This window comes from Mesorhizobium captivum (assembly GCF_033977165.1).
GTDB lineage: Bacteria > Pseudomonadota > Alphaproteobacteria > Rhizobiales > Rhizobiaceae > Mesorhizobium > Mesorhizobium captivum.
The window spans coordinates 19,199-32,140 of record NZ_JAVIJB010000003.1; the positions used below are offsets into that span (position 1 = coordinate 19,199).

The 12,942-nt window shown below is 65.0% G+C and carries 11 protein-coding genes; 6 read left to right on the forward strand and 5 right to left on the reverse strand.

The features are described from left to right. Positions 1-197 precede the first annotated feature (197 nt). From RFM40_RS04080 to RFM40_RS04090, 3 genes are all read left to right on the forward strand, one after another. A complete protein-coding gene (locus RFM40_RS04080; RefSeq protein ID WP_320230149.1) occupies positions 198-1,370 on the forward strand; it encodes an efflux RND transporter periplasmic adaptor subunit in 1,173 nt (390 codons plus the stop codon). A gap of 76 nt (positions 1,371-1,446) precedes the next feature. Next, positions 1,447-4,623 (forward strand): efflux RND transporter permease subunit, encoded by a 3,177-nt coding sequence (locus tag RFM40_RS04085; RefSeq protein WP_320277169.1) that lies wholly within the window; start codon positions 1,447-1,449, stop codon positions 4,621-4,623. 98 nt (positions 4,624-4,721) lie between these two features. Further along, positions 4,722-4,880 carry a DUF3309 family protein gene (locus RFM40_RS04090; RefSeq protein WP_126097488.1) on the forward strand — a complete coding sequence of 53 codons (159 nt, stop codon included), beginning with the start codon at positions 4,722-4,724 and terminating at the stop codon, positions 4,878-4,880. A 64-nt stretch (positions 4,881-4,944) separates the two neighbouring features. Here RFM40_RS04090 and RFM40_RS04095 read toward each other — a convergent pair whose 3' ends face one another. Further along, the gene (locus RFM40_RS04095) at positions 4,945-5,901 is read right to left on the reverse strand and encodes an SDR family oxidoreductase (RefSeq protein WP_320277170.1); all 957 of its coding nucleotides are present in this window, start codon (positions 5,899-5,901) and stop codon (positions 4,945-4,947) included. A 96-nt stretch (positions 5,902-5,997) separates the two neighbouring features. Between RFM40_RS04095 and RFM40_RS04100 the strand changes: the two genes are divergently transcribed. Next, the gene (locus RFM40_RS04100) at positions 5,998-6,912 is read left to right on the forward strand and encodes a LysR family transcriptional regulator (RefSeq protein WP_320230152.1); all 915 of its coding nucleotides are present in this window, start codon (positions 5,998-6,000) and stop codon (positions 6,910-6,912) included. On the opposite strand, the gene RFM40_RS04105 is transcribed toward RFM40_RS04100, so the two are convergent. The 3 genes from RFM40_RS04105 to RFM40_RS04115 form a co-directional block, all read right to left on the reverse strand. Beyond that, positions 6,870-8,051: an MFS transporter gene (locus tag RFM40_RS04105; RefSeq protein WP_320230153.1), complete on the reverse strand. Its 1,182-nt coding sequence runs from the start codon at positions 8,049-8,051 to the stop codon at positions 6,870-6,872. The two genes, RFM40_RS04100 and RFM40_RS04105, sit on opposite strands and share 43 nt — an antisense overlap. A gap of 346 nt (positions 8,052-8,397) precedes the next feature. Further along, positions 8,398-8,706, reverse strand: coding sequence for a DUF1244 domain-containing protein (locus tag RFM40_RS04110; protein ID WP_320230154.1), 309 nt, complete (start codon positions 8,704-8,706; stop codon positions 8,398-8,400). A 29-nt stretch (positions 8,707-8,735) separates the two neighbouring features. Then, entirely contained in the window at positions 8,736-9,533 is a 798-nt protein-coding gene (locus RFM40_RS04115) for an N-formylglutamate amidohydrolase (protein ID WP_320230155.1), read from the reverse strand. Between the two features lie 245 nt (positions 9,534-9,778). On the opposite strand from RFM40_RS04115, the gene RFM40_RS04120 reads away from it, so the two are divergent. Both RFM40_RS04120 and pyk read left to right on the forward strand, forming a co-directional pair. Then, positions 9,779-10,267, forward strand: coding sequence for a DUF1036 domain-containing protein (locus RFM40_RS04120; RefSeq protein ID WP_320230156.1), 489 nt, complete (start codon positions 9,779-9,781; stop codon positions 10,265-10,267). After that, positions 10,264-11,691: a pyruvate kinase gene (pyk, locus tag RFM40_RS04125; RefSeq protein ID WP_320277171.1), complete on the forward strand. Its 1,428-nt coding sequence runs from the start codon at positions 10,264-10,266 to the stop codon at positions 11,689-11,691. The genes RFM40_RS04120 and pyk overlap by 4 nt, the downstream gene beginning before the upstream one ends. Positions 11,692-11,817: 126 nt before the next feature. Here the strand turns inward: pyk and RFM40_RS04130 are convergent, their stop codons facing one another. After that, positions 11,818-12,885, reverse strand: a complete 1,068-nt coding sequence (locus RFM40_RS04130; RefSeq protein ID WP_320230158.1) for an alpha/beta fold hydrolase — start codon at positions 12,883-12,885, stop codon at positions 11,818-11,820. Positions 12,886-12,942 lie beyond the last annotated feature (57 nt).

A 12,942-nucleotide genomic window follows, 5' to 3' on the forward strand; every position in this document is an offset into this window, starting at 1 on the left:
GGAAAAAGCCAGCATCCACCGATTGAAAGCGCAATGATGCTGCAATTTTTCTGACTATATTGCGCCGCAACTTTGAGGTAGAAGCGCGCTTCGCCGATCACGGCAAATTGAACATGGCTTTGCGCGCACCCATATCGGCCGCGCGCCAGGGAGTCGAAGCGCCGACCTCGCCAAGCCTGCAACGGAAAAAAACTACGATGCCGAAAATCAGGTTTCACAAGCTTGCAGCCATTGCTGTGCTCATCGGATTCGCTGCCTGGATGGCAACGGGCGAGTTCTCGTCGGTGGGCAGCGCCGCCGACCACCAGAAGGCAGGAGAAGCAGACAAAGCCACGCAATCCGGGGCCGAAAAGCCGAAGACGGCGGAGGCCGGGCCGAAGGCTGCGCCACGCACCGTCGCGGTGGTGACGCCGCCGCGCAAGACCTACGCGCGCGCCATCCGCATTTCCGGGCTGACCGAGGCCGACAAGCGGGCGGTGCTCGCCACGCGCGTCGCCGGCGTCATCGACAAGCTGCCGGTCAAGCAGGGCGATCACGTCAAGACGGGCGACCTGGTGCTGATGCTCGCGGCCGAGGAGAAAATCTCGAACGTCGACAACGCCAAGCAGCTCCTGGTGCAGCGACAGGCCGAACTCGAAGCGGCGCTGCGGCTGATGAAGACCGGCAACCTGCCCAAGCTGCAGCTCGACACCGCGCGCTCGAACCTGACGGCGGCGCAGTCGATGGTCGAGACGGCGCAGGCCGAACTCGACCGCAATGAGGTGAAGGCGCCGTTCGACGGCGTCATCGACCGCGTGCCGGTCGAACTCGGCAGCTCGGTCATGCAAGGCGGCGAGGTGGCGACGATCCTGAAGCTCGACCCGGTGATCGCGCGCGGCGAGATCAGCGAGCGCGACCTGCGCTACATCAAGATCGGCGACGAAGCCAATGTGCGCCTGGTCAACGACCAGAAGGTCACCGGCACGGTGCGCTATATCAGCCGCGATGCCTCATCGCAAACCCGCACCTTCCGCGTCGAGGTGGCGATCCCCAATGGGGATGGCTCAATCCCCGCCGGCATGACGGCCGAAATCACGCTCAGCGCCGAGCCGACCGATGCGGTGCTGTTGCCGCGCTCGGTGGTGACGCTGGGCGACAAGGGCGACCTCGGCATCCGCACCGTCGGCAAGGACGACAAGGTGGCGTTCTTCCCGATCGACCTCGTCGACGATACGCCGCATGGACTGGTGCTCGGCGGCATCCCGCAGGATGCGCGCATCATCGTCGCTGGCCAGGAGCTGGTGAAGGAAGGCGATCCGGTGAAGCCCGTCGAGGCCGACCAGGCGACCATCAACAAGCTGATCAGCGAAGCCACCGCCGGCACGCAGTAGCGCGACCGCCCGGCGCCGGCTCGACCGGCGCCGCCGGCCAGTGTCGCCGCTTCCATAGAAACAGCAGGCACAAGTCATGGACATCGTCAGACTCGCCATTCACAACGCCCGCCTCACGATATCGGCGCTGATGTTCCTGCTCGTCGCGGGCTGGGTCGCCTATCAAGCGACGCCGAAGGAAGCGGAGCCCGACGTTCCGATTCCGATGATGTATGTCAGCCTGGTCTACCAGGGCATCTCGCCGGAGGACTCCGAGCGCCTGCTGCTCAGGCCGATGGAAAGCAAGCTGAAGAGCCTCAAGGGGCTCAAGGAGATGCGCTCGGCCGCCTTCCAGGGCGGCGGCTACGTGCTGGTCGAATTCCAGCCGCAGACCAATCTGGCCACCGCGCTGCAGGATACGCGCAGCAAGGTGCAGGACGCCAAGGCCGATCTGCCGCAGGCGGCCGAGGAGCCGACCGTCACCGAAGTCAACGTTTCCGAATTCCCGGTTCTGGTCGTGACGCTGTCGGGCGATGTGCCGGAGCGCGTGCTGACCGCCGCGGCGCGCGAACTGCGCGACCGCATCGAGGAGGTGCCGGGCGTGCTGGAAGGCTCGCTGCAGGGCGCGCGCGACGATCTGGTCGAAGTCGTCATCGATCCGGTGAAGCTCTCCTCCTACGGGCTGCAGCTCGACCAGGTGATCCAAGGCGTCGCTGCTTCCAACAGCCTTGTCGCGGCCGGCAATCTCGAAGGCTCGGAAGGCAAATACGCGGTCAAGGTGCCGTCGCTGATCGAAACGCCCGAGGACGTCGCCAACCTGCCGGTCGTCGCCACACCGAATGCCGTGGTGCAGGCGAAGGACGTCGCCACCGTACGCTCGACCTTCAAGGACGCCGAGACGGTGACCCGGCTCGACGGCAAGCCGGCGATCGCCATCGAGGTGAAGAAGCGCATCGGCGCCAATCTGATCGATACGCTGACCCATGTCAGGGAAGTGTCCGACAACTTCATCAAGTCGATGCCGGAAGGCATGCATGTCACCTACACGCAGGACAAGTCGGTCTTCGTCAACCAGCTGCTCGGCGACCTGCAGAACCATGTGATGATTGCGGTGATCCTGGTGTTCATCGTTATCCTCTATGCGCTGTCGGGACGCGCCTCGCTGCTTATCGGGCTCGCCATCCCGTCGTCGTTCCTGATCGGCATCCTTCTGCTCGCCATGATGGGCTACACGATCAACATGATCGTGCTGTTCAGCCTCATCCTGGCGGTCGGCATGCTGGTCGACGATGCCATCATCGTCACCGAATTCGCGGAACGGCGCATGAGCGAAGGCATGCCGAAGGCCGACGCCTTCGCACTCGCCGCCAAGCGCATGGCCGGCCCGGTCATCGCGGCGACGATGACGCGCATCGCCGCGTTCTCGCCGCTCTTGTTCTGGCCCGGCATCATCGGCGACTTCATGAAATACATGCCGATCACGCTGATCGTGACGCTGTCGGCCTCGATGCTCTACGCGCTGGTCTTCGCGCCGACGCTCGGCGCCATCTTCGCCAAGGCGCCGGCGCATCACGAGGAGAGCAACCGCGACGGCTGGTACATGGCGCTGGTCAAGCAGGCGGTGCGCTTCCCGATCACCGTCATCCTGCTCACCGTCGGCCTGTTGGTCGGCGTCGGCTTCGCCTGCTCCAAGTACGGCGCCGGCGTCGAGTTCTTCCCCAATGTCGAGCCGGATTACGGCCTGCTCTACGTGCATGCCCGCGGCAACCTTTCGCTGGCCGAAATGGACGCCGCCACCAAGACGGCCGAAAGCCGCCTGCTCGGCTGGCCAGGGGTGAAGTCGGTCTATACCCGCGTCGGCAAGACGCAAGGCGGCGGCCAGGACATCCCGGAAGACGTCGTCGGCGTGATCCAGTACGAATTCGTCGACTGGCGCGAACGCAAGTCCGCCAACCAGATCCTCGACGATCTGCGCGCGGTGATGGCCGGGATTCCCGGCGTCGATGTCGAGGTGCGCGTGCCGGAAGCCGGCCCGCCGACCGGCAAGCCGATCCAGATCAGGCTGTCGGCCGCCGATCCTGCCGGCCTCGACGACAAGGCGCGCGCGGTGGCGGCGCGGATCGCCAAGGTACCCAACGTCATCGATGTTTCGGACGGCCTGCCGCCGCCCGGCGTCGACTGGGCGCTCGAGGTCGACCGCGCCAAGGCCGCGCAGTATGGCATCAGCCCGACTTCCGTGGGCACGGTGGTGCAGCTCGTGACCAACGGTCTCAAGCTGTCGGAGTACCGGCCGGCCGGCGCCGACGACGCGGTCGACATCCGGCTGCGTCTGCCGGAAGACCGGCGCACGTTGTCGACGCTTGACGAGCTTCGGGTGCAGACCTCGCAAGGGTCGGTGCCGATCTCGAACTTCGTGGTGCGCAAGCCCGAGCCGACGGTCGGCATCCTTAACCGCATCGATGGCGCGCGCACCGTGGTCGTCCAGGCCAATGTCAGCGCGGGCGCGCAGGTGGCGGCTGTGCAGCAGGAGGTCACTCAGGCCGTCGCCGACCTGGGCCTCGGCAGCGGCATCCGCTGGAAGCTCGCCGGCTCCAACGAGGACAGCGCGGAAGCCAGCGCTTTCTTGAGCAAGGCCTTCGGCGCCGCGATCTTCCTGATCTTCCTGGTGCTGCTTGCGCAGTTCAACAAGTTCACCAGCGTGTGGCTTGTCTTGTCCTGCGTGGTCATGGCGACGATCGGCGTGTTCCTCGGGCTGCTTCTGACCGGCGAGGCCTTCGGCATCGTCATGTCGGGTATCGGCGTCATCGCGCTCGCCGGCGTGGTGGTGAACAACAACATCGTGCTCATCGACACCTATGACCGGCTGCGCGAGGAGGGCTGGGACAAGATGGACGCGGTGCTGCAGACCTGCCGCGAACGCGCGCGGCCGGTGGTGCTGACGGCGGTGTCGGCGATCCTCGGCGTGCTGCCGATCGCCTTCGGCCTCGGCCTCGAAATCTTCCATCACGAGACGACGATCAACGCGCCGTCGACGCAGTGGTGGATTTCGCTGTCCTCGGCGATCGTCTTCGGCCTCTCCTTCGCCACCTTGCTGACGCTGGTGGTGACGCCCTCGATGCTGATGGTGTTCACCCGCGCCAAGGTGAAGCCCGGCGCGCGGCGCGGCTGGTTCAGCCGCCTGTTCCGACGTGGCAAGGCCAAAGCGACGACCGATCAACCGACCGTGGAAACCGACCTCGAACCGGGGGCGGCCTTCCCGAAAGCCGCGGAATAGGCCGGTTTCGAACCCAATGGCAAAAAAGCCGCCCGGGGAACAACCGGGCGGCTTTTTGCATTGTTCCCTCGTATTCAACCATACGGCGAGGGCTTTTCATGACGATCAGCACACTTCTCATCATCATCCTGATCTTGATCCTGATCGGTGCCGTTCCGGCATGGCCGCACTCGCGCTCCTGGGGCTATGGCCCATCGGGGATCGTCGGCGTCATTCTGATAGTGCTGCTGATCCTTTTGTTGATGGGCAGGATTTGACCTCAACATTGCGGCCGGACTTTCCGGACCGGCCGCTTCATTTCTGGATGCTCTCTTGTCGCGATCAGGCGGCCTGACGCGAGGGCGCAACGGCGATGCCGATATCCTGCATGGCTTCCGCAACCGCCCGATCGAGCGGGGTGTGCTGGATTTCGCCGATGACCTCTTCCAGCCGCGCCGAGACCAGGCGGTGCGCTTCGAAGCGCAGATAGGACATCGACACGATCTCGCGCCACATGGCCACGAACGGGCTGCCGGCGCGCAGAACCCACCAAGGCATGAAGGAGAGCTTCAGCTTATGACCGAGCGCCTTCTCCGCCGCGGCCTTGATGTCGAGATCGGTGACGGCGTGGCCCGGGAAATTGATCGCCTCGTAGAAGCCGAGCTTGTCGAGGTTGCGCGCCAGGCCGACGAAGGCCGCTGCGAAGTCCGGCAGATAAGCCCATTCATGCACGAGGTCGGCCGGGCCGGGGGCGGTGTAGGTGCCTTTGCTCATCTTGGCGGCGACGACGAGATCGAACCAGGAGCCGCTGCCGGTACCGCCGAAGAAATCGCCGGCCCTGAGCAGAATGGTGCGCACGCGGCCGACGTCGGCCTCGCGGCGAAACAGCTCTTCCATGGCGCAGCGGATGCGGCCCTTCTCGGTGGTTGGATGGAAAGGCGTTTCCTCGCTGATCACCTGCGGCATCGGCGAGCCGTAATTGTAGACGGTGCCGGGGAAGAGATGCAGCGCATTATTCGCATGACAGGCGGCCATGACGTTCTCGGCCATCGGCAGGCACTTGCCCCAGTCGGTGTAGATCGGGTTCAGCCCGTTGAAGACGATGTCGACGCCTTGCGTGGCGCGAATCAGCGACTGGCGGTCCAGCGCGTCGCCGGCAATCGCCGTGGCGCCCTTGAGCTCGGCCGGCACCTTGCCGGTGCGGGTGACGGCGCGGACGTCGAAACCGGCGTCGATGAAGGCCTTGGCGACCACGCGACCGAGCCGGCCATTGGCGCCCAGAATTGCGATCTTGGTCATTTGACGTCTCCGTTGCTTGCGTTTGCCTCGCTAATTTGATGCCTCCATAACTGAATGAAAATTGACTGAGATCGGCGATCTGATATTCAAAAATGAATGAAAGAATTCGACTGGAACCTGATCAAGAGCTTCGTCGCGGTTGCCGAGACCGGCAGCCTTTCGGCCGCCGCCCGCAGGCTGGAGGCCAGCCAGCCGACGCTCGGCCGCCACGTCGCCGAGCTGGAGCAGACGTTGGGAGTCACGCTGTTCCGGCGCGGACGGCGCGGCTATGAGCTCACCGAGGCGGGCAGCACGCTCTATGAGCGCGGGCAGGCAGTCAGCGAGCAGGCCAATGCCTTCTCGTTGCTGGCGCTCGGATCGGTCGAGGCGATCGAGGGCACGGTGCGCATCGCGGCCAGCGAGGTGGTCGCGGCCTGCGTGCTGCCGCAGATGACGGCGCGTCTTGGCGAGGAGGAACCGGGCATCGAGGTCGAGATCGTCGCTTCGAACCAGGTCGAGAACCTGCTGCGGCGCGATGCCGACATCGCCATCCGCATGGTCAGGCCGGCGCAGAACGAATTGGTGGCGCGCAAGGTCACCGACATTCCGCTCTGCCTGTGCGCGGCTAAGTCCTATCTCGACCGGAGCGGCCGCCCGGAGAAGCCCGCCGACCTCGCAGACCATGCCCTGGTCGGCTTCGACCGCAGCGACGAGATCATTCGCGGCTTCACCGCCTACGGCATTCCGGTCGGCCGCACCCATTTCCGCTTCAGGACCGACAACCAGATCGTGCTTTGGCAGGCGGTGCGGGCCGGCAACGGCATCGGCGTCGGCCAGGAGCCGCTCGCGGACCGCGATCCGGACCTGGAGAAGCTGCTGCCCGACGTGCCTTTACCGAACCTGCCTGTGTGGCTTGCGATGCATCGCGATGTGCGCACCAGCATGCGCATCCGTCGGGTGGCGGATTTCCTGTACGAGGAGCTGAAGCGCTACTCGGCCGGCGCCGGATCGGCGGCGAATTCGGCGCGGTGAGCAAAGCTCGCCATCAACAGCACGATCACCAGCAGGCCGGAGAGCGCGATGAAGATCGGGCCGAAGCTGGAATGTTCCGCGACGAAGCCGATCGCCGACGGCGCCACCAGAATGCCTGAATAGCCCATCGTGGTGACCACGCTCATGCCGGTGCCGGAGGACATGCCTTCCTGGTTGCCGCCGGCCGAAAACAGGATCGGCACCATATTGGCGATGCCGAAGCCGCAGAAGGCAAAAGCGGCAATGGCAAGCCAGGGCGAGGGCGAAAGGCCGGCCACGAACATGCCGGCGGCGGCGGCGAGCGCCGAGCCGCGCAGCGTCGCCACCGCGCCGAAGCGGTTGCGTACGCCGTCACCCAGGAAGCGCATCAGCGCCATGACGCCGGAGAAGGCTGCATAGGCGAGGCCGGCAATGGCAAGGTCGGCGCCGAGCTCCTGATGCAGGTAGAGCGCCGCCCAGTCGAGGACCGCGCCCTCGGAGACCATGGTGAGCAGCGCCATCAGCCCGACGAGATAGACGATTGGGTGGCGCGGCAGCGCTAATTTTTGGTGCTCGGCGACCTGAGGCCTGTCCTCGGCGATGAGGTAGCCGATGGCAACGGCGACGACCGCGAAGGCAATTGCCGTCACGACGGTTGCATGCGCGAGGTAGCCGTAGTTCTGGATGGCGTAGCCGCCAAGCGCGCCGCCGGCGAAGCCGCCGAGGCTCCAGAAGCCATGCGAGGACGACATGATGGCGCGGGAGAGCCGCCGCTCGACAACCACGGCGTTGGAGTTCATGGCGACGTCCATGCCGCCGATCGAGCCGCCGAAGAGGAGCATGGCGATTGCCGCCAGCGCCACGTTGGGCGCAAGCGCCACGACCAGCAGGCCGAAACTGCCGCAGAGACCGAACCAACGCAGCACGGCGCGCGAGCCATGCCTGGAAATCAGATGGCCGCACCAGGTCATCGCCATCACCGCGCCGACGCCGAACAAAAGGATCAGCAGGCCGAGCGTGAATTTCGAAATGTCCAGCCGGGTGAGGAACACCGGAATCTGCGGCGCCCAGCTCCCGGTGAGAAAGCCATTGGCAAGGAAAATGCCGGCAACGGCCCAGCGGCCGCGCGTCGCGGCTTGCATTGTGGTTTGCGCGCTCATGGTTGTCCGCAACGCGAATGGTTTGGGCGGCAAATTAGATCGATTCAATCGGCGGTCAAGAACCGCATTCAGGAAGTGGTTGGACCAAGGGACCGACCGAGGATCGGTTTCGTTCGAGGCATGCCGCGGCTTTGGAGGTTGGCAGAAACGTCACTCTGTTCGTCATCCTATGGCGGAGCAAGGAGCGAAGCGACGCGCGTAGACCCGAGGATTGCGCCGTTACGATCATATTCTGAACCGCCGTGCTCTTCGGCAGCCGTCACGGAATGGATTCTAGGGCCTCCGCGACGTCGCTTCGCGACTGCTTCGCCCTAGAATGACGAAGTCGCGAAGGTGTTCGGCATCGCTAGTGATCCTTCGGCCGCCTCGCCTCGAACTCGGCCTTCTTGGCCTCGGAGGCTTCGGTCTGGTTGAGCGCCTGCCACTCGGCATAAGACATGCCGTAGATGATCTCGCGCGACTCGTCCTTGGAGAGCGCGACGCCGTCGGCCTCGGCGGCCTCGCGATACCAGTTGGACAGACAGTTGCGGCAGAAGCCGGCGAGGTTCATCAGGTCGATGTTCTGGACGTCGCCGCGCTCGCGCAGGTGATCGACCAGCCGGCGGAAGGCGGCGGCCTCGAAATCGCGTTTCTGCTCGTTGCTGAGTTCGGCCATTGCATGGAACTCCGTGGGCTTGAGGCCCGTCACACCGGCCCGGTGCGCGAGCCGAAAATCTTCACCTCGTGTATATCGGCACGGCGGTCGATGGCGTCAACGATTGGGGCCAGCCGCTCCGCCCATGCAAGAGCGCCGGCGCGGTCGGCGATCAGGTCCTGGCGGATCTCGATCAGCGCATGGGCGTAGCCGTTGACGATGGCGTGGCGGAACATGGTGTCGCCGCGCAAAGCGCCGTCATAGGGTTCGTTGTCGCCGACGACGAGCGCCTTGTCCTCGGCAAGCATGTCGATCAGCGGCCGCGCCACACGGTCGTCGCGGTCCCACAGGATGCCGACATGCCAAGGGCGAATGATGCCCTGCATGCTGGGGGTGAAGGAATGCACCGAGAAGATGAACGGCGCCTTGCCGGAGGCGTGCGCCACCGAGGAAATCATCGCGCCGACTGCGTCGTGATAGGGCCGGTAGAAGCGGTCGAGCCGTTTCTCCCGTTCCTCGGCTGCCATCGGATAGTTTCCCGGCACGATGGTGCCGTCATAGAGCTGGCGGATCAGCGTCGGGTCGTCCTCGCCGCGGTTGGGGTCGATCAGAAGCCGTGAGAAGCCGGCAAGCACGGCCGGCGCGTCGAGCGCCGCCGCCAGCTCGCGCGTCACCGTCTCGACGCCGATGTCATAGGCGATGTGACGCTCGAACTCCGCCGCCGGCAGGCCGAGGCTGCCATACTCGTCGGGCACGTCGCGGCGGGCGTGGTCGGCCAGAAGCACGATGCCTTTCTTGCGGTCGCCCTCGACGATGTCGAAGGGCGCGAAAACTGTGGATCGGGTCATCGGCTGAAAACGGTCTGGTCGCTGGCATCCGGGCAGGAGTGGTATCGTCATTCCACGAAGAGGACGCAGGCGCAATGCCGTTGTTTGGCCACGGTTTCTGCGAAAAATCCCGGATGGGACGGCAAACCGCGCGCCTAGCCTCACTAAATCGATTGGAATTGAACAAAACGGCGCGTTGACATGCGCCCGGAGTTTGCTGAAAAGGGCTTCGAGAGATGCAGATGTGGTTCGCGAAGGGATTTGGAATGGGTTCTGCCGGCAGGCCGCGCAACCGCCTGACCCTGCCGCTCCTGATCTTTGGCGCAGGCCTGTGCGCGATTGCTGCGACCTCGCCGGCGCGTGCCGACTTCCGCGTCTGCAACGCGACACAAAACCTGGTCGGCGTCGGCATCGGCTATCGGGCGAAAGCCGGCTGGATCACCGAGGGCTGGTGGCACATCGAGGGATCGACCTGCAAGACGCTGATCGAGGGTCCGCTGTCATCAAGGTTTTACTATCTTTATGCAGAAGACGCCGAGCGCGGCGGGCGTTGGGACGGCCCGATCAACATGTGCGTCGCCGAAAAAGAGTTCAAGATCGCCGGCGTGAATGATTGCGTCGCCCGGGGCTTCCAGCGCGCCGGATTTCAGGAATATGACACGGGCGAGCAGGCCAGCTGGATGGTCCAGCTGACCGACGAGCCCGCAACGGGAGGCGCGCCAGCGACGCCCGCCCCGGGAACAAATAGTCAATGAGACGTAACCGCAAGGTCAAGATCCTCGCCACCATCGGTCCGGCTTCCTCGTCCGAGGAGATGCTGAAGAAGCTTTTCGAGGCTGGGGCCGATGTCTTCCGCATCAATATGAGCCACACCGACCACGAGCTGATGCGCACGCTCGTCGGCCGCATCCGCGCCGTCGAGGCGGCCGTAGGCCGGCCGATCGGCATTCTCGCCGACCTGCAGGGGCCGAAGCTGAGGGTCGGCAAGTTCGCCAACGTCAAGGAAGCGCTGACCGTCGGCCAGACCTTCACGCTCGACGACAATCCGGAACCCGGCACGTCCAGCCGCGTCTACCTGCCGCATCCGGAAATCCTGAGCTCGGTCGAGGCCGGTCACCGTCTTTTGATCGACGACGGCAAGCTGGAGCTCAAGGCTCTGAAGAGCGACGGCAAGTCGATCACCTGCACGGTCGTGGCCGGCACCGGCATTTCCGACAAGAAGGGGGTCAGCCTGCCCGACACGGATCTGCCGGTCGGTGCGCTGACCGGGAAGGACCGCGCCGATCTCGACGCGGTGCTGGCGGCGAGCGTCGACTGGGTGGCGCTATCCTTCGTGCAGCGGCCGGAGGATTTGGCCGAAGCCCGCAAGATCGCGCGCGGCCGGGCGCTGATCATGGCCAAGATCGAGAAGCCGCAGGCGGTGGCCCGCCTGCCCGAGATCATCGAACTCTCCGACGCGCTGATGGTCGCCCGCGGCGATCTCGGCGTCGAGATGCCGCTGGAAGCCGTGCCCGGTATCCAGAAGCAGATCACCCGCGCCGCGCGCCGCGCCGGCAAGCCGGTAGTGATCGCCACCCAGATGCTGGAATCGATGATCACAGCACCTGTGCCGACGCGCGCCGAGGTCTCCGATGTGTCGATCGCCGTGTTCGAAGGCGCGGATGCGATCATGCTTTCGGCCGAATCCGCGGCCGGCGCCTACCCGGTCGAGGCGGTCGCCATGATGGACCGCATCGCCACCAAAGTCGAAACCGACCCGACCTATGCCGGCATCATCAACGCTCAGCGCTCGGAGCCGGAAGCGACCGGAGCGGACGCGATCTCGCTCGCCGCGCGCGAGATCGCCGAGACGCTGAAACTGTCGGCCATCATCACCTACACTGCCTCCGGCACAACCGGCCTGCGCGCCGCGCGCGAGCGCCCGCAGGTGCCGATCGTGGCGCTGTCGCCGATCGTCAACACGGCGCGCCGTCTGTCGCTCTTATGGGGCACGCATTGCGTCGTCTCGGAGGATGCCATCGACCTCGACGACATGGTGGACCGCGCCTGCCGCATCGCTCTCGACGAAGGCTTCGGCAAGCCCGGCGACCGCGTGATCATCACCGCCGGCGTGCCGCTCAGGACGCCCGGATCGACCAATATGCTGCGGATTGCCTATGTCGGGTCGGAAACTCATTAGCCGGCTGATGGCTGGGGGCAATTACTAGGATCCCCAAAGAACCCCCGCCGCGATCACCGCATGAAGATCTTTCAAGGTCGGTGCAGCGCTGACCAGAGGTCGTTTGGCGACGGCAATGCAAACGTATCAGGTCGGCGCGAGTTCGGCGTCGGGCACTTTGATGTCAGGGCATTTTCCGTCGTTGTAGGCATCCGAGGCGATGCGGCTTTCCACGGCTCTCGCCATAGCCTGCAAATCAGCTGCCGCACCGGCGGCCTTCTCGATCGCGCCGATGACAAGGTCGGGTGCGATCCAGTCAGGCTTGTGGCCGAGGTTGCGGACCCAGACCAATTCGGCGCCGGGAATGTCGCGTTCGAGGCCGATGGAATGGATCGTGGCGTAGACAACCTTGTCGCGATCGCCGGAGATGACGACCGTCGGCACGTTGATTTCACGGTAGCCGGGCGAGGCCGCGCGGACATAGTCGTAGAGCTGGGCCACATCCCGGGCATTGGCGCGGAAGGAGCGCGGCCTCAGCACCAGCGGGATCGAGGTGTTCTCGACATAGCCGACCGGCACCTTGTTCGGTGAGAAGACGCAGGCTGTGGCGCCGCCAAGCTGCAGCATGCCGGCGGGATAGGCCGCCGTCTCCGAAAACAGCCAGCCGATGATCGGAGTGGCCGTCAGCTTGTAATACCATGCGGTCGCGCCGCCCGGCCAGGGATGGCTGACGGGGGCCAGGAAGACGAGGCCAAGCGTCCGTTCCGGATGTTTTTGGGCAAAGGCGGTGGTGACCGCGCCGCCGAAGGAATGGGCGACGATAATCGCCCCGGCGATGCCGAGGCGATCCATCAGCGCGGCGATGGTGTCCGCCTGCGCCGCCAGCGTTTCGTTGTTGCCCGGTCCGCGTTCCGACCAGCCGAAGCCCGGCCGGTCAATGAACAAAAGTTCGGCACGGCCTTCGAGCAACGGTCTCAGTGGCAGCATCTGATCCTTGAGGTTGGCGCTGGCGCCATGGATGAAGACGATCGGCGGGAGTTCGGCGCCGGTAGGTGCGGGGACGTGGACGTAATGGATACGGGCGCCGTTGATGTCGGCGAATTCGCCTACCGGCGGGTTGCGGCGCTCGATCAGCCAGGCACCGGCACGGGTGATGCCGGCAAGGGCGAAGAAGAACGCGACGATGAAGAGAAGCGCGGCGCAGATCAGGTTCATGCCGAATAGGGGAATAGGGGAATAGGGGAATAGGGGAATAGGGGAATAGGGGAATAG